A 16,725-nucleotide genomic window follows, 5' to 3' on the forward strand; every position below is an offset into this window, starting at 1 on the left:
TCACGATTTTAAAATCGGAACAGTGACTTTGTTGAATGCATATTTTTTGTCCGCACAACATCTTCTCTGTATCTAACTGCTTCCCTTTGCCTCCGCAACTGACCCCGACAGTGAGGGGGAAACAAGTCACGGACATGCTGTGACCGCTGGGAACTCATAGAATAAGGTTCTTTTTTACTTATGACATATGCACTGGAAATAACGCAACTGACCAAAACCTATGCAGGTGGCGTTCAGGCATTGCGTGGCATTGATCTGCACGTAGAAGCAGGCGATTTTTATGCACTACTTGGGCCTAATGGGGCGGGTAAATCCACCACCATTGGTATTATCAGTTCATTGGTGAATAAAACCTCTGGCAAGGTGAAAGTCTTTGGCTACGACATCGACCAAGATATCGTGAATGCCAAACGCCAGCTTGGGCTAGTGCCACAAGAATTTAACTTTAACCCGTTTGAGACGGTATTGCAGATTGTGATTACTCAAGCGGGATATTACGGCGTCACACGGCGAGAGGCCCTGCAACGAGCAGAAAAATATCTCAGCCAGCTAGACTTATGGAGCAAACGTCATGAGCGCGCTATCCGCCTATCCGGTGGGATGAAGCGCCGTTTGATGATTGCCCGCGCTCTGATGCATGAACCTAAGTTACTGATTCTGGATGAGCCGACAGCAGGGGTGGACATCGAGCTGCGCCGCTCCATGTGGGGCTTCCTCAAAGAGCTGAATGCGCAGGGAACGACCATCATTCTGACGACTCATTATCTGGAAGAGGCGGAAATGCTGTGCCGCAACATTGGCATTATCCAGAATGGTGAGTTGGTGGAAAATACCACTATGAAGCAGTTACTTGGCAAGCTTGAATCAGAAACATTTATTTTTGATTTGGGTATTAAAAGCCCACTGCCGAAGCTGGAAGGCTATAGCTATCGTCTGACGGACACCTCAACGTTGGAAGTTGATGTTAAACGTGAACAGGGCCTAAATGGTCTATTCAGTCAACTGAACGCTCAGGGAATTCAGGTACAAAGTATGCGCAACAAGGCTAACCGTCTGGAAGAACTATTTGTCACCTTGGTTAATGGCAACGGGGGAGAAAAAGTATGACCCGCCTGTATTGGGTAGCATTACAGAGTATCTGGATCAAAGAAATCACCCGTTTTGCGCGCATTTGGATTCAAACTCTGGTGCCGCCAGTGATTACTATGTCGCTCTATTTCGTTATTTTCGGCAACCTGATTGGCTCCCGAATTGGTGATATGGGGGGCTTTGATTATATGCAGTTTATTGTTCCCGGCCTGATAATGATGGCGGTGATAACAAACTCATATGCTAACGTCGCGGCCTCCTTTTTTGGCGCAAAATTCCAGCGCAGCATCGAAGAGTTGTTGGTCGCCCCTGTACCCACTCATATCGTGATTGTTGGCTATGTAGGCGGTGGTGTGGCGCGCGGGATCTGTGTCGGTATTCTGGTGACGATTATTTCGCTGTTCTTTGTGCCGCTGCATGTCCACTCTTGGTCAATGATCGCACTGACATTAATGCTGACGGCAATATTATTTTCTCTCGGCGGATTGTTGAATGCTGTTTTTGCCAAGACTTTTGATGATATCAGTCTGGTGCCGACTTTTGTGCTGACACCACTAACCTATCTGGGTGGGGTATTTTACTCGTTAGCCTTGCTTCCTCCTTTCTGGCAAGCGGTGTCAAAACTTAACCCTATCGTGTATATGATCAGTGGGTTCCGTTACGGATTCCTCGGAATTACTGATGTGCCGTTGGTCTTTACCATTGGTGTGCTAGTGGTGTTTATCGCGGTATTTTATGCTTGGGCTTGGTATTTGATTGAGCGTGGGCGCGGCCTACGCACCTAATCCCCTGCGGCCTTGGCGCTACAGCGGTGTTGGCTACGTCCACTTACCCGAATCACTGACTAATGTAAGCTCATCGGGATGCGTTGACTTGCCGCCTTGCTGTAACACCAATGACTTTTGGGATGTTTTTCGGCCTGGACGTTGCAGCGGTGTTGGCTGTATTCACCTCTGCAACGTCAGTGACTTTGGATCGGATTTTAAGTGCTATTCGTAAATTATTAGTAAGTTAATTGTTGTTAATACTAGAATTTAATCGTAATAAATAATGTCCCCGTCTAATATCATCTTTCTCAACCTCGGGTGTCTCGTGCTATGCTGGCGCACCAGATTTTTCCCTTTTCAATTCAGCGCCGAATGCGCATAAGTAGAACGATAATGTGGCATAAAAACAGAATAGCTATTGGGATGCTACTCGGTATTGTCATGTCGGTAATGATGCCGGCAACCCATGCAGACCTCCTGCCAGACGAAGCGGTTCTTACCCCTAAATATATGGTTACAGACCGCGATAGCGAAATGTATTCATTGGTTGGCGATCAGGTCATTCCTGTCGGTGAGATTAAAGAAGATCAACTTATCCAGGTTTTGCCCGCGGCGGCAGAATATTATGAATTCAAGTTTGGTAACGGTATCGGCTTTATTGATAAAGACGATTTACGCGATATCAATAAAGTACGAAAAAACAATGATATATTGGGGGACTTGAATAAGCCTCTGCCAAATCAAAACATTATTATCAAACGCGAGACCCCGGTTTATTTAGTCGCAGATGTCGATGGCGAGCAATTTGCTACCTTAGCAGAAAACTTACGCTACCCGATTGTAGGTAAATTGAAAGACCGGCTAGGCAACACCTGGTATCAGGTGAATATTGGCGATCGTCTGGGATATGTCAGTAGCACTGATGCTGAAATAGATAACGGCATTCCTATTCTGACTTATCACCATATGTTGAAAAATGAGGAAAATAAACGCTTCCTCAATACCTCAACAACAACCTCTGATGCCGCGTTTAGCAACCAGATGACTTATCTCAAGCAGACCGGTTACGACACCATTTCTCTTTATCAGCTTGAAGGTTATCTCAATAACAAAATTAACCTGCCCGCGAAAGTTGTGGTGCTGACATTCGATGACGGCCTTAAATCAGTCTATCGCTATGCTTATCCGATTCTGAAAGAGAATGGCTTCCGGGCAACGGCATTTATTATTTCATCGCGCATTAAACGTCATCCTCAGAAATGGAATCCTGACACATTACAGTTTATGAGTATTTCTGAATTAAAAGCCATTCAGGATGTATTTGATATTCAGTCTCATACGCACTTTTTACACCGGACTGACAATAAACGTAATCCAATTTTATTGAGTCGTTCTTATCATAATATTGTTTTTGATTTTGAACATTCTCGCCGGGCTTTGTCGCAGTTTAATCCACACGTGATTTTTCTGTCATATCCGTTTGGTGGCTTTAACCAAACCGCGATTGATGCGGCGAAAAACGCGGGTTTCCATCTGGCGGTGACGACTATGCAGGGCAAGGTTAAACCCGGCGATAATCCGTATACCCTCAAGCGGCTTTATATTTTGCGAACCGATTCAATTCCTACAATGGCAGAGCGTATCGCCAATGAACCTGGTCAGCCGGTTGCCGCCGCACCTGCGGTGATGGAGTCTGATTAGCTATTTCATTGTATAATATGAATATTGTGTAATATGAAGATAGGAAAAAGGCGCTTTAATTATAAGCGCCTTTTTTATTGTGCGGCTTCAAGGATGAAAGGTATTACCCAAAGTCATTGACGTTGCAGGTAGGCAGCAAGTAACGCATCCCGATGAGCTGACTGAAGTCAGTGATTCGGGTAAGTGAACGTAGCTAACACCCCTGCGGCTTCAAGGATGAAAGGTCATTACGCCACTTGAACGGGCACTGCTTTAGCCTTGCGCTGTAGCTGATTTTCACCTTCAAAATACGCCACTTTTGGGTGGTGCAGGCGGGCATCAGCATCTGACATCTGGACATAGGAACAGATGATCAATTTGTCACCAACACAAGCACAACGTGCTGCTGCGCCGTTCACTGAGATAATTCGTGAACCTCGTTCGGCGGCGATAGCATAAGTCGAAAAACGCTGACCATTATCAACGTTATAAATATCAATGGCTTCATATTCCAGAATACCTGCGGCTTCCAGAAAATCCTGATCAATAGCGCAGGAACCTTCATAGTGCAAATCAGCTTGAGTGACTTTCACCCGGTGCAGTTTGCCTTGCAACATAGTGCGTATCATAACTCTTACCTTTGACCCCGGTTATAGCCCAGAATAAGTCTGGCACCCGCCCCATCATCGACCGATTTAGGGAGAAGCGCTCAGTTTTGCTGATTTTATATCAGTTGTCTATGACTGACTTTATCTCCCCTGAGCCAATCTACAACTCAGATTTCTTTGGGGAGATTCAAGGCAATCGACATCATTGACATTAGCTTTGTAAATCAACTTGTTGATTATCAATTAGTCGAGCTTTACCCAGCCATGCGGCCATCAGTATCACGGCTTGTTTGCTGTCAACCGTCAACGGCTGTAAGGTTTGGGCATCACGGATAAACAGCTCATCCGGTGTAAAACCAGCACTGCGTAATTGTTCTGCGGTGTCCGCCAGTAGATTATCAATCTGCCGTTCACCCATGACAAGCTTCTCGGCTAACGCCTGCATTATCTTATAAAGCTGCGGCGCAATTTTGCGCTCTTCAGCGGTCAGATAACCGTTACGGGAACTGAGTGCCAGGCCATCTTTGGCGCGAACAATGGGCACGCCGACAATATTGATGTCATAGCCCATATCCGTCACCATTTTGCGAATCAGCGCCAATTGCTGATAATCTTTTTCGCCAAAACAGGCGACATCCGGCTGAACCAGATTGAACAGCTTGCTGACAATCGTGGATACGCCACGGAAATGGCCGGGGCGGCTGGCACCCTCCAAAATGGTCGACAGTGCAGGGACGTCAACATAGGTCTGGTTGTCCAAACCCGCGGGGTAAACATCCGCCGCCGCCGGGGCGAACACTAAATCCACACCGTGACGGGTCAGCTTCTCACAATCTTCCTGCAAGGTGCGCGGGTAGCGGGCTAAATCATCCGGGCGCTCGAATTGCAGTGGATTGACAAAAATACTAACGACTACAACATCGGCACGAGTTTTGGCATCTTCCACCAATGTCATATGCCCTTCGTGCAGGTTACCCATGGTGGGAACCAAAGCAACTCGTTTACCTTCATGCCGCCAGCGGCGAATTTGCTGGCGTAATAGTGGTAAAGTTTCAATAATCAGCATCCCAATTCCCCTGAATATTTATCAACCAAAACTTACTGGAAAGTATGTTCTTCAGCGGGATAGTCGCCGCTCTCAACTTCTTGAATATACAGCTTAATGGCGGCACGAATATCTCCCCCACTTTGCGCCAGGAAATTTTTGCTGAATTTCGGCGTATGTCCACCAGTAATGCCCAATGCATCATGCATGACCAGAATTTGTCCGTCGGTAACATTCCCCGCGCCAATACCAATCACCGGGATTGCCAGTGCTTCAGTCACACGCTGCGCCAGTTCCACGGGAACACATTCCAGTACCAGCAATTGTGCGCCCGCATTTTCAAGCGCCTGAGCATCTTTCAACAGTTGGTTCGCCGCGACTTCTTCACGGCCTTGCACTTTGTAACCGCCGAAAATATTGACTGATTGTGGGGTTAACCCCAAGTGCCCACACACTGGAACAGCCCGTTCTGCCAGCATGCGAACGGTATCGCACAACCAGCTACCGCCCTCCAGTTTGACCATGTTGGCCCCGGCCCGCATCAGTTCGGCGGCATTGGCAAATGTTTGCTCTGGTGTGGCATAGCTCATAAATGGCATGTCTGCTAATAATAGGCAATGAGGCGCACCACGGCGCACAGCACGGGTGTGATAAGCCACATCCGCAGTTGTGACCGGCAATGTCGAGTCGAAGCCCTGTAACGTCATACCGAGCGAATCACCCACCAGCAGAACCTCAATTCCCTGTTCGACGAATAATTGCGCAAAGCTGGCATCATAGGCAGTCAGTGTGGCGAACTTACGCTTCTCGAGTTTCCATTGGCGCAAATGGCTCATGGTGGTGGCTTTCATCACTCTTTCTCCTGAGACGGTAGGTTAAAATGGGGGAATATCAGAGAGGTATATTATGTGTTGGATTTAGCAAACAAGCACCCTTACCAAGGTACCAGGCCATTTTTATCTACAAGTTTAAGGCGGTCTGACAGCGATTCGCCATCGGGGAAAATAAGATCAGGGGCAATATCGGCCAGCGGGTAGAGCATGAACTCGCGCTCTTTCAAACCATAATGCGGCACAATGAGGCGATCAGTTTTTATCACTTGATCGCCATACAACATAATATCGAGATCCAGTGTCCGTGGCCCCCAGCGCTGTTCTTTCCTTACCCGCCCCTGATTGCGTTCGATGGCTTGGGTGCTGTCTAACAGTTGTTCCGGGGGCAGGGAGGTATCTAACGCTACGACCGCATTAAGAAAATCCGGCTGATCCTGAGGGCCTAACGGTTTAGTGCGATAAAAAGGCGAGCATGCCACCAACTGGGTGCGCGGCAGATGCTCCAGCGCTTCCAGTGCGGTTTTAACCTGTTGCAGTGGCATAGACTGATTACTGCCTAACGCGATATAGACCCGGATCATGGTGCGTATTATGCCCCTTCGTTACGTGGTGCTGGCTTACGTGGGCGGCGAGGACGAGAGCGACGCGGTGCCGGATCGGCCCCTAAAGTATTCAGCATATTTTTTTGCTGTAGCGGTGTGGCTTCCTGGAATTCTCCCCACCACTGTGTAAGACGCTGTAATTCATGGTTATTTTCGACTTCAGCACGCAGTGCCAGCAAGTCGTAAGCTGCACGGAACTTTGGATGCTCCATCAGCTTATGCGCACGTTTACCCTGACGGCGTGACAGCCGCAGTTGCAGCAACCAGATATCTCGCACCAATGAAGTTATACGTTTTGGAATTGCCAGTGAACGGCACTCTTCATCCAATACATCATTCATTGCCAGTGCGAAAGCATCGTAATAGGCCAGACCACTTTCTTGCGTCAGCTTCTGCGCATGTTCAATCAGCGGATACCAAAGCATAGCGGCAAATAAGAATGCTGGATTGACGCGCTTATCATTATGCAAACGATAGTCAGTATTTTTCAGAACCTGAACCAAAATACGTTCCATCGGCGAGTCATGATGCTCGGTAAAATGGCGGGCAATCAGTGGGAATAACGGCTGGAAAAGCTGATATTCACACAGTTTTAAATAAGTTTTATAGCCGTAGCCGGATTGCAGTAGTTTGAGTGACTCTTCAAACAGACGCGCGGGTGGGATCTCGTGCAGCAGCGAGGCCAGGCGCGGGATCGGCTCCGCAGTTTCCGAGCTGATCGTCATATCCAGTTTAGCGGCAAAACGAACTGCCCGCAGCATCCGCACCGGATCTTCACGATAGCGGGTTTCAGGATCGCCAATCAGGCGAATAATACCTTCTTTCAGATCACGCAAACCGCCGGTGTAGTCGCGTAGCGCAAAATCAGAAATGCCGTAATAGAGGCTATTAATCGTGAAGTCTCGGCGCTGGGCGTCATCTTCAATGGTGCCGAAAATATTGTCGCGCAACAGCATGCCATTTTGTGCTTGCTGAGAAGAGTTTTTGTCGCTGTCTTCCGCTTGCTGCTGTTCGTGGTGACCACGGAAAGTGGCGACTTCAATAATTTCCGGGCCAAACATGACATGGGCCAGACGGAAACGGCGACCGACCAGGCGGCAGTTGCGGAATAACTTTCGCACTTGTTCTGGCGTGGCGCTGGTGGTGATATCAAAATCTTTTGGTTTTTTGCCCAACAATAGGTCACGGACACCGCCGCCAACCAGATAGGCTTCGTAACCTGATTTATTCAGGCGATAGAGAACCTTCAGCGCATTATCGCTGATATCTCTACGGGAAATATTGTGCTGATCTCGTGGAATAATCGTCATCGCACTTTGCTGTGAAGAAAGCTGTTGTGAAGTCGGCACCGCATGATTCTTGCGGCCAGTATTCGTTCTGGCAGGCCTTTTCTCTTTGCGGGCCACGTTATCTTCACCGGGCACTTTATCTTTACGGGCACTGCTATCACGAGCCGTGTCATCACGGACAGCTTTGCTATCGCCAGCTGATTTATTATCGCGAATCAGTACCTTACGGCAGAAATTGGCTACTCGGGTAAAAATGGTACACCTCGATAGTGGCTAATAAATTACAGAACAACAGAAAAACAGCGTCTAATCATAGCTCACCGTGCTGTCTTTGAGAATGCCGTTGTGTTTTCACTGGCTATCTCCGCCCCGTGATGCGGAATGGTTGCCAATGTCCAATTGTCGACGGCAAAGCGTAATAATAACGGTAAATCAAGATCTTGCCAGCATTCTGGTATCGGTTGACGCAAAAACTTTAGAGCTTCGACTAAAATCGGACGCGGACAGCCATTGGGCAGCGACGGCGCATGATTTTGTTTAGAGAGCTTATTACCATTATGATTCAGCGCCAGCGGTAAGTGCAAATAGCGGGGCACCGGTTGCTGTAACTGCTGGTAGAGCGCTATCTGACGCACTGTGGGTTCGATTAAATCGGCTCCGCGTACAATCTCGGTCACCCCTTGAAAGGCATCATCGACCACCACCGCCAGATTATAGGCAAATAAGCCATCTCGACGACGAATAATAAAATCTTCTTCAGCCAGTGCGGGCACGGCGTGCAACTCACCGAGTAATTTATCACAAAAGGTATAAACCGGATGAGTTTGGCGTAAGCGAATGGCTGAGTTCTGGGCTGGTAAATGGCGGTCACGGCAATAACCGTCATATAAACCACCGATTTGCTGGATGCGGCTACGGGTGCAGGCGCAGTAATAGCTCAGCCCTTGTTGCTCCAGCCAGTCTAAGGTGGCGCGATAGGCTTCATGGCGCTGAGATTGATAAATAACCGGGCCATCCCAATGGAGGCCATAGTGGTCCAGTGTCGCTAAAATACGGTCTGCAGCGCCAGGGATTTCACGGGGGGGATCAATATCTTCGATGCGAACTAGCCAGCTCCCACCTTCAGCGCGGGCTTGCAAGTAACTTCCCAATGCAGCAATCAGCGAACCGAAATGCAAATCACCAGACGGGGAAGGTGCAAAACGCCCAACATATGGGGTTTGCATAAGCGCAGTTTGCTCGGTAATGATATCTTTGGACATAAATCCAGTGTGGTAAATGCGGTGCCGGAGATGGCTCTGGCACCGTGTCATACCCTTTGTACTTGGAGCTGTAGGGTTGTTAGCTACACTATCTCACCCGAATCACTTACTTGAGTAAGCTCAGCGGGATTACGAGCCTCATCAGAGGCTCACCCTACGGGCCAACGCAAGCGCTGTTCAAAATGGTTTACAACCAATTTGTCTCTCACTTGCTGCTACCTATAACCCCAACGTCTTTGGATATACAGATTATTACTGTGTTAGCCTGCCATCTGCTTTTCGCGGATTTCGGCGAGGGTTTTACAGTCAATACACAAATCTGCAGTTGGTCGTGCTTCCAGACGGCGAATGCCAATTTCTACGCCACAAGACTCGCAGAAACCGAAATCCTCATCCTCGACTTTCTTCAGGGTTTTCTCGATCTTTTTAATCAGCTTACGCTCGCGGTCGCGGTTACGAAGTTCAAGGCTAAACTCTTCTTCCTGCGCAGCACGGTCTACCGGATCGGGGAAATTAGCAGCTTCGTCTTGCATGTGCGATACAGTACGGTCTACTTCGTCCCTGAGCTGGTTGCGCCATGCTTCAAGAATCCGCTTGAAATGCAACAGCTGGGCGGCATTCATATACTCTTCGCCAGGCTTCACTTGGTATGGTTCTACCCCAGCTATGGCGAGAATGCTCAAGGACGAGGTTTTACGTTTTTGCCCTTCTTGCATGATGCTTCTCCTACATTCATACGCACTATCAAAATCCCCAATAGGGGAAAAAATCAGGCCGCTATAAATAACAGAAGGAAGGAAGGTTAGCAATTATTCCTGTCGCCTGCTTGACAATGGTGTGAGGGCAGGCGTATTTGGCGAGCAACTTCATCCAATCATCGCTTTTTTATTCAGCGCTATGGATGGGGCATTTCGTCCAGTAATAACGGTAGGCGTGCATCAAGCGCAATACCGTCAGGCGATAGTTGAAAACCGTAGCAGATAATCTCCACTCCTGCTTGCTGAGCCTGGGCCAGCAATTCTGCATAGCGTTTGTCAATGTGTCGGGCAGCGGCGACCTGCCTGATGCCCGTATGCAATACGGCAAAAAAAAGTACAGCCCGGTGACCATTGGCAACCATGTTTTTTAACTCCCTGAGATGCTTCTGACCCCGCAGGGTGACGGCATCCGGGAAGTACCCACATTGTTGCTGTAATAAAGTAACCGACTTGACTTCAATATAGCAGTTAGGCCTATTTTCTGCCTGCAATAACAAGTCTATACGGCTATTTTCACCCCCATACTTAACCTCTCTTTTGACAGAAATGTAACCGGATAATTCAAAAATATAATTATTCTCTATTGCCGCACTGACTAACTCATTGGCACGCAAGGTATTTACGCATATCCAATCATCGGTTTGGGTCTGAGTTAACTCCCAACTATGGGGATACTTGCGTTTTGGGTTATCCGAGGTCGAATACCAGACCCTATCCCCTGGCGTGGCACAACCGGTCATTGCTCCGGTATTAGCGCAATGAATAGTTAATGTTTCTCCCTCGGGCGTCACAATATCAGCTAAAAAGCGTTTATACCGCAGGATAAGTGTGGCGGGCTGTAATTTGGGGTTAAAAGATAATAACCGAGGGGCCAAAGCCGGTAACTGGGAATTAGATGGCATCAGGTTTCCTTTCAGTGCTAGCCAATGGCCAGCTTTGTACAATGTTATAACGGGTGCGGCCGCGTGTGAATACCGATTCATATAACGAAAAAAAGTCTGCCCGAAAGCTTTCGTTGGGAGCTTTCGCCGGTATGGCGACTGGGCGAATAGCCCCACGGAATAACGTCACATGGGGATGAAATGGCAGCGGTGTTTGGTAACAACCACTGCGCGCCGCTTGGGACCGCAATAACTGGGCCAATTGCAACAGCCCGCGCGGGGGATTTTTACATCCGAGCCATATCACTCCGGAATTAGGCCAGTGGCCAATATCATCCAGCGTTATGTTAAAACCTGACTGACTAATGCGCCCGGCTTGTTCCTGCAAGACTTGAGCTTTAGCGTGACTAACCTCGCCGAGAAACGCCAGTGTCAGGTGAAGATTCACGGCAGCAATAGGGCGGCCAGCCTCGGGCGGGAAGTTATCTGCTCGCCATGGCACAATAGTCTGTTGCAGGGCATCAGGCAGGGCCAGCGCAAAGAACAGACGGCGAAAGCTGGTTTTATTAACGATAGTTTTATCGGCGGTTTTAATCATTAGATTGGCATAATCACTCGGCTAAATACGCTATACGGCCATGATGTTACAATGGCTGACGATGAAAGTAGAGAGTGTGGGGAAGAATGTGGTGGTAAGTCAGAGAGAAAGTGATGCGCAGGGGGCTGCTTTGCCGGTAGGTGAAGTGCTCAGTGAGATATTGTCTGCGTTGCAAACCTCACCGCAAGTCTTGCTCCACGCCCCAACCGGTGCCGGTAAATCGACCTGGTTACCGCTGCAAATTTTGCGTCTGGCGGGCTTGCCTGGCCGGATTATCATGCTGGAACCTCGGCGGCTGGCGGCGAAAAATGTCGCTTACCGGTTGGCCCAACAATTGGGTGAACAGCCGGGGCAGACGGTGGGCTATCGGATGCGCGCCGAAAGCAAAAGTGGGCCGGAGACACGGCTGGAGGTGGTGACCGAGGGCATTCTGACTCGGATGCTCCAGCAAGATGCCGAGTTGACGGGGGTGTCTTTGGTCATCCTTGATGAGTTCCACGAGCGCAGTTTACAGGCCGATTTGGCGCTGGCGCTCTTGCTGGATGTGCAGCAAGGGCTACGTGATGACCTCAAACTGCTGATAATGTCGGCGACATTGGATAACCAGCGGCTTTCCGCGCTGTTGCCCTCCGCGCCAGCTATTGTCTCCGCTGGGCGCAGCTTCCCGGTCGAGCGCTGCTATCAACCTTTATCGGGCCATGAGCGGCTGGAGGATGGGGTTGCCAATCGCGTTAAGCGCTTATTAAATGAGCAAAGGGGTTCTTTGCTGCTATTTTTACCCGGTGTGGGGGAGATTCATCGTGTGATGGAGCGGCTACAAGGCGAGGTTGCCAGTGATACTGACCTCTGCCCGCTGTATGGTGCTTTACCGCTCAGTGAACAGCAAAAAGCCATTCAACCGGCCCCTATTGGGCGGCGTAAAGTGGTGCTGGCGACCAATATTGCGGAAACCAGTTTGACCATTGAGGGCATCCGGCTAGTGGTCGACAGCGGACTGGAACGTGTCGCGCGTTTTGATGTCAAAAACGGCCTGACTCGGCTGGTGACTCAGCGCATCAGCCAAGCTTCCATGGTGCAACGCGCCGGGCGTGCCGGGCGACTGGAACCGGGGATCTGCTGGCATCTGTTTGCTAAAGAGCAGGCCGAACGGGCCGCGGAATACAGTGAACCAGAAATTCTTAACAGCGATTTATGCAGCTTGTGGCTGGAGTTGCTGAACTGGGGATGCCAGGATGAGGCACAACTCAGTTGGCTTGATAGGCCGCTGCAAGTTGCATTGGCTGTAGCTCGCGACTTATTGCAGCGTTTAGGGGCTATTGATTCATCGGGGCAACTCACCCGCATGGGGCGCAGCATGGCTAGTTTGGGCTGTGAACCCCGGTTGGCCGCGATGTTGTGTTTTGCCGCCGAGCAAAGCCCGGACGCGTTAGCCACGGCGGGGTTATTAGCGGCGATTCTGGAAGAGCCGCCGCGATCCGGTCAAATTGATTTACACGATTGGCTCAGCCGCCCACAACCGCACTGGCAGCGGCGGGCGAGGCAATTAACACAAAGAATTAATGCTCGTGTGGGCGCGGTTGACAGTGATATTGCCGGTCAATTGCTGGCGTTGGCTTATCCGGATCGCATCGCGCAGCAACGTGGGCAGGATGGGCGCTATCTGTTAGCTAACGGTATGGGCGCCGCTATGGCGCAAGACGAGGCGTTGTCACGTGCGCCTTGGCTGGTGGCTGCCAGCTTATTACAAAGCAGCAGTGGGCCGGATGCGCGCATTTTACTGGCGTTGCCGATTAAGATTGAACCGCTGGCGCAGCAACTTCCCCGCTTGGTCGAAGAGCGGACAGTGGTCGAGTGGGATGATGAAAAAGGCACTTTACGCGCCTGGCGGCGTTGGCAAATTGGACGTCTGACTTTACGGGCCCAGCCCTTAGCGAAACCGAGTGATGAAGCGTTGCAATTCGCGCTGCTAAACTGGGTGCGCGAACAAGGGCTGCAAGTGCTCAATTGGGATGAAAATGCCGAACAATTGCGCACCCGCTTACATTGTGCCAGCCGTTGGCTGCCCGAAGAACAATGGCCTGTGGTAGATGACGACAATTTACTGGGTAAACTTGAGCTGTGGTTGCAGCCGTCTCTGTCCGGGGTACGGGATTTACGTGGTCTGCGGCAAGTGAATATTGTGGAAGCACTGACTCGCCTGTTGAGCTGGCAGTTACGTCAACGGCTGGATACTGAGCTGCCAACTCATTACACTGTGCCGACCGGTAGCCGCCTACCCATCCGTTATTATGTCGAGAGGCCACCGGTATTAGCGGTGCGTTTGCAGGAAGTTTTTGGCGAACAGCACAGCCCGATGCTAGCAAGTGGGCGGGTGGCAGTGGTGCTTGAGTTACTTTCACCGGCACACCGGCCGCTACAGATTACCGGTGATTTGGCCGCTTTCTGGCAGGGAGCATATCGCGAGGTACAAAAAGAGATGAAAGGGCGCTATCCCAAACATGTCTGGCCGGACGACCCCGCGAATACCCGCCCGACTCGCCGGACTAAAAAGTACCAAGATAAATAAGATCACATGGTCAACAGCCAATAATTTCAGATGTTTCTCCTTTCTATCCGATGAATTGGGGAACACATTAAGCCGCAATAATCGCCAATGCGCGTGGAGAAAAAGACATGTCTGGGGATGACCGCGAGCCAATAGGGCGCAAGGGCAAGAAAGCCCAACCCAAAGTCGCATCAAAACGGCCATTGCGCCGGCGGCGTGATGAAGATGAATACGAAGAAGAAGACTATTTAGATGATGAAGACCACGGCGATGATGATTACGATGATGACGAGGAAGAACCGATGCCAAGAAAGGTAGCATCACGTCCCCCGCGCAAAAAACGCCGTTGGCTTGGGTTATTCATCAAACTGTTCCTGGTGGGCGCAGTGGTGTTGGCAATTTATGGGGTTTACCTCGATTCGCAAATCCGCAGCCGGATTGATGGCAAGGTTTGGCAACTGCCCGCCGCCGTCTATGGCCGCATGGTGAGCCTTGAACCGGGGATGTCCTACAGCAAGAAAGAAATGATCGATTTGCTGGAAGGGATGCAATACCGCCAGGTCACTCGGATGACTCGCCCTGGCGAGTTTACCGTGCAGGGCGACAGTATTGATATCTTGCGCCGCCCATTTGATTTCCCTGACGCGAAAGAAGGTCAAATCCGCGCGCGTTTGGTGTTTAAAAATGACAGTTTGGCGCAAATCCAAAACCTGGATAATCAGCGCGACTTCGGTTTCCTGCGTCTTGATCCCAAGCTGATCACCATGTTGCAATCTCCTAATGGTGAGCAGCGCTTGTTTGTGCCGCGTGCTGGCTTCCCTGATTTGCTGGTCGATACCTTGCTGGCAACAGAAGACCGCCATTTCTATGAGCATGACGGCATCAGCCCGTATTCTATTGGCCGCGCGATGTTGGCTAACCTCACTGCTGGTAAGGCGGTGCAGGGCGGCAGTACCTTGACGCAGCAGTTGGTTAAAAACCTGTTCCTGACTAACGAGCGTTCACTGTGGCGTAAAGCCAACGAGGCCTATATGGCCCTGCTGGTAGACTACCGTTACAGCAAAGATCGGATACTGGAATTGTATCTGAACGAAGTGTATCTCGGCCAAAGCGGCAGTGACCAAATTCGCGGTTTCCCTTTGGCGAGCCTGTATTACTTTGGTCGTCCGGTGAATGAACTGAGCCTCGATCAGCAAGCTATGCTGGTGGGCATGGTGAAAGGAGCGTCGCTGTATAACCCATGGCGTAACCCGACACTGGCACTTGAGCGCCGCAATTTGGTGCTGCGCTTGTTGCAGAATCAGGGTGTGATTGATGCAGAGCTGTACACCATGCTCAGCGCCCGGCCATTGGGCGTGCAGCCGAAAGGCGGGGTTATCACACCACAGCCAGCATTTATGCAGATGGTGCGTCAGGAGTTACAGCAGAAACTGGGCGACAAAATTAACGATTTGTCCGGTGTGAAAATCTTCACTACCCTTGATCCGGTTTCACAGGATGCGGCAGAAAAAGCCATCGAAGATGGAATTCCGGCACTGAAAGCGGCGCGCCATCTGGATGATTTGGAAGCGGCGATGGTGATTGTCGACCGTTTCAGTGGTGAAGTTCGTGCCATGGTCGGGGGCGCGCAGCCGCAATTTGCCGGCTTTAACCGCGCAATGCAGGCTCGCCGCTTGGTGGGTTCACTCGCTAAACCACCGACCTATCTGACTGCCCTGAGTGAGCCGGATAAATACCGCCTTAATACCTGGCTGGCGGATCAACCGCTGTCGATTAAATTGCCCAACGGCTCATCATGGCAGCCGAAAAACTATGATCGCCAGTTCCGTGGTCAGGTGATGCTAATTGATGGTTTGGCGAACTCGCTGAATGTGCCGACGGTTAATCTGGGAATGTCCGTCGGGTTGGATCAGATAAGCGCCATGCTGCAACGTTTGGGTATTCCGAAAAACGTTATCAACCCCGTTCCAGCGATGTTGCTGGGGGCGATTGACTTGACCCCGGTTGAAGTCGCGCAGGAATATCAGACTATCGCCAGTGGTGGGAATCGTGCGCCATTGTCCGCAGTGCGCTCGGTAATTGCTGAAGATGGCACCGTGCTGTATCAGAGCTTCCCGCAGGCGGAGCGCATGGTACCGGCACAGGCGGCTTATCTGACCCTTTACGCCATGCAGCAAGGGGTCGCCCGCGGGACATCCCGTTCATTATCAGTGAAATTATCAAAATACAATCTGGCTGCCAAAACCGGTACCACCAACGACCTGCGCGATAGCTGGTTTGCCGGTATTGATGGCAAAGAAGTGGCGATTGCCTGGGTAGGGCGTGACAATAACGGCCCGGCCAAGTTGACCGGAGCTAACGGCGCGCTGACTCTGTATCGCCGCTATCTTGAGAATCAAACCCCATTGCCGCTGGTATTGCAGCCACCGGAGGGGATTAGCCAGATGAATATTGATTCGGCTGGGAATTTTGTCTGTGGTGATGGCGGCGGTATGCGCTCAATCCCGGTTTGGACAGAAAACCCGCAAAGCTTGTGCCAAGCTGCTCAACCTGCGGGGCAAGCTAAACCTGATGGCGATGGCGTCGCGGGTTGGATCAAAGATATGTTTGGCCAGTAATACTCAAAAAATTGGCACGGTTACTGTTATCGTGCCAATTTTTCGTTTCCCCGCACTTAAATTCCCCACAGCCATCTTCAGGTAATCAGCAGGCTTTGCGCTTGCAGTTCGCCGTGAGTTACGCATAAACTAGCTGCTTTGATAATTATT

Annotated in this window: 14 protein-coding genes; 5 read left to right on the forward strand and 9 right to left on the reverse strand. The window is 50.4% G+C overall.

The window, feature by feature from the left end; genetic code table 11:
* Positions 1–180: 180 nt before the first annotated feature.
* From DXZ79_RS04040 to DXZ79_RS04050, 3 genes are all read left to right on the forward strand, one after another.
* Positions 181–1,107, forward strand: a complete 927-nt coding sequence (locus DXZ79_RS04040; protein WP_038636217.1) for an ABC transporter ATP-binding protein — start codon at positions 181–183, stop codon at positions 1,105–1,107.
* On the forward strand, positions 1,104–1,874 hold the full coding sequence (locus tag DXZ79_RS04045; protein ID WP_023160237.1) for an ABC transporter permease: 771 nt from the start codon (positions 1,104–1,106) through the stop codon (positions 1,872–1,874). Before DXZ79_RS04040 ends, DXZ79_RS04045 begins: the two co-directional genes overlap by 4 nt.
* A gap of 375 nt (positions 1,875–2,249) precedes the next feature.
* Positions 2,250–3,557 carry a polysaccharide deacetylase family protein gene (locus DXZ79_RS04050; RefSeq protein ID WP_050291614.1) on the forward strand — a complete coding sequence of 436 codons (1,308 nt, stop codon included), beginning with the start codon at positions 2,250–2,252 and terminating at the stop codon, positions 3,555–3,557.
* Between the two features lie 227 nt (positions 3,558–3,784).
* Here the strand turns inward: DXZ79_RS04050 and panD are convergent, their stop codons facing one another.
* The 9 genes from panD to thpR all read right to left on the reverse strand — a co-directional run bounded on the left by panD (position 3,785) and on the right by thpR (position 11,412).
* Positions 3,785–4,165, reverse strand: coding sequence for an aspartate 1-decarboxylase (panD, locus tag DXZ79_RS04055; protein WP_005156780.1), 381 nt, complete (start codon positions 4,163–4,165; stop codon positions 3,785–3,787).
* 190 nt (positions 4,166–4,355) lie between these two features.
* Complete coding sequence (gene panC / locus DXZ79_RS04060) at positions 4,356–5,210, reverse strand: pantoate--beta-alanine ligase (protein ID WP_038636212.1); 855 nt, start codon at positions 5,208–5,210, stop codon at positions 4,356–4,358.
* Between the two features lie 32 nt (positions 5,211–5,242).
* Positions 5,243–6,040, reverse strand: a complete 798-nt coding sequence (panB, locus tag DXZ79_RS04065; RefSeq protein WP_038636210.1) for a 3-methyl-2-oxobutanoate hydroxymethyltransferase — start codon at positions 6,038–6,040, stop codon at positions 5,243–5,245.
* A gap of 83 nt (positions 6,041–6,123) precedes the next feature.
* Positions 6,124–6,603, reverse strand: coding sequence for a 2-amino-4-hydroxy-6-hydroxymethyldihydropteridine diphosphokinase (gene folK, locus DXZ79_RS04070; RefSeq protein WP_038636208.1), 480 nt, complete (start codon positions 6,601–6,603; stop codon positions 6,124–6,126).
* 8 nt (positions 6,604–6,611) lie between these two features.
* The gene (gene pcnB / locus DXZ79_RS04075; RefSeq protein ID WP_071841740.1) at positions 6,612–8,168 is read right to left on the reverse strand and encodes a polynucleotide adenylyltransferase PcnB; all 1,557 of its coding nucleotides are present in this window, start codon (positions 8,166–8,168) and stop codon (positions 6,612–6,614) included.
* Between the two features lie 62 nt (positions 8,169–8,230).
* Positions 8,231–9,139 (reverse strand): tRNA glutamyl-Q(34) synthetase GluQRS, encoded by a 909-nt coding sequence (gene gluQRS, locus DXZ79_RS04080; protein WP_425330478.1) that lies wholly within the window; start codon positions 9,137–9,139, stop codon positions 8,231–8,233.
* Positions 9,140–9,435: 296 nt separating this feature from the next.
* Entirely contained in the window at positions 9,436–9,891 is a 456-nt protein-coding gene (dksA, locus tag DXZ79_RS04085) for an RNA polymerase-binding protein DksA (protein ID WP_038636200.1), read from the reverse strand.
* A 179-nt stretch (positions 9,892–10,070) separates the two neighbouring features.
* Positions 10,071–10,835: a DNA/RNA nuclease SfsA gene (gene sfsA / locus DXZ79_RS04090; protein ID WP_072103584.1), complete on the reverse strand. Its 765-nt coding sequence runs from the start codon at positions 10,833–10,835 to the stop codon at positions 10,071–10,073.
* Positions 10,825–11,412 carry an RNA 2',3'-cyclic phosphodiesterase gene (thpR, locus tag DXZ79_RS04095; protein WP_042562600.1) on the reverse strand — a complete coding sequence of 196 codons (588 nt, stop codon included), beginning with the start codon at positions 11,410–11,412 and terminating at the stop codon, positions 10,825–10,827. The genes sfsA and thpR overlap by 11 nt, the downstream gene beginning before the upstream one ends.
* Positions 11,413–11,455: 43 nt before the next feature.
* Between thpR and hrpB the strand changes: the two genes are divergently transcribed.
* Both hrpB and mrcB read left to right on the forward strand, forming a co-directional pair.
* On the forward strand, positions 11,456–13,978 hold the full coding sequence (gene hrpB, locus DXZ79_RS04100) for an ATP-dependent helicase HrpB (RefSeq protein WP_120011606.1): 2,523 nt from the start codon (positions 11,456–11,458) through the stop codon (positions 13,976–13,978).
* A gap of 107 nt (positions 13,979–14,085) precedes the next feature.
* Entirely contained in the window at positions 14,086–16,575 is a 2,490-nt protein-coding gene (gene mrcB / locus DXZ79_RS04105) for a bifunctional glycosyl transferase/transpeptidase (RefSeq protein WP_120011123.1), read from the forward strand.
* Positions 16,576–16,725 lie beyond the last annotated feature (150 nt).

The sequence above is a fragment of the Yersinia rochesterensis genome (assembly GCF_003600645.1).
GTDB classification, from domain to species: domain Bacteria; phylum Pseudomonadota; class Gammaproteobacteria; order Enterobacterales; family Enterobacteriaceae; genus Yersinia; species Yersinia rochesterensis.

Excerpts from the sequence above, each read along its gene's own strand:
- DXZ79_RS04050 (WP_050291614.1), top strand. The coding sequence starts at position 2,250 with ATGTGGCATAAAAACAGAATAGCTATTGGGATGCTACTCGGTATTGTC.
- panB (WP_038636210.1), bottom strand. The coding sequence starts at position 6,040 with ATGAAAGCCACCACCATGAGCCATTTGCGCCAATGGAAACTCGAGAAG.
- DXZ79_RS04040 (WP_038636217.1), top strand. The coding sequence starts at position 181 with ATGACATATGCACTGGAAATAACGCAACTGACCAAAACCTATGCAGGT.
- mrcB (WP_120011123.1), top strand. The coding sequence starts at position 14,086 with ATGTCTGGGGATGACCGCGAGCCAATAGGGCGCAAGGGCAAGAAAGCC.
- thpR (WP_042562600.1), bottom strand. The coding sequence starts at position 11,412 with ATGATTAAAACCGCCGATAAAACTATCGTTAATAAAACCAGCTTTCGC.
- panD (WP_005156780.1), bottom strand. The coding sequence starts at position 4,165 with ATGATACGCACTATGTTGCAAGGCAAACTGCACCGGGTGAAAGTCACT.
- folK (WP_038636208.1), bottom strand. The coding sequence starts at position 6,603 with ATGATCCGGGTCTATATCGCGTTAGGCAGTAATCAGTCTATGCCACTG.
- sfsA (WP_072103584.1), bottom strand. The coding sequence starts at position 10,835 with ATGCCATCTAATTCCCAGTTACCGGCTTTGGCCCCTCGGTTATTATCT.
- hrpB (WP_120011606.1), top strand. The coding sequence starts at position 11,456 with ATGTTACAATGGCTGACGATGAAAGTAGAGAGTGTGGGGAAGAATGTG.
- dksA (WP_038636200.1), bottom strand. The coding sequence starts at position 9,891 with ATGCAAGAAGGGCAAAAACGTAAAACCTCGTCCTTGAGCATTCTCGCC.
- panC (WP_038636212.1), bottom strand. The coding sequence starts at position 5,210 with ATGCTGATTATTGAAACTTTACCACTATTACGCCAGCAAATTCGCCGC.
- gluQRS (WP_425330478.1), bottom strand. The coding sequence starts at position 9,139 with ATGCAAACCCCATATGTTGGGCGTTTTGCACCTTCCCCGTCTGGTGAT.
- DXZ79_RS04045 (WP_023160237.1), top strand. The coding sequence starts at position 1,104 with ATGACCCGCCTGTATTGGGTAGCATTACAGAGTATCTGGATCAAAGAA.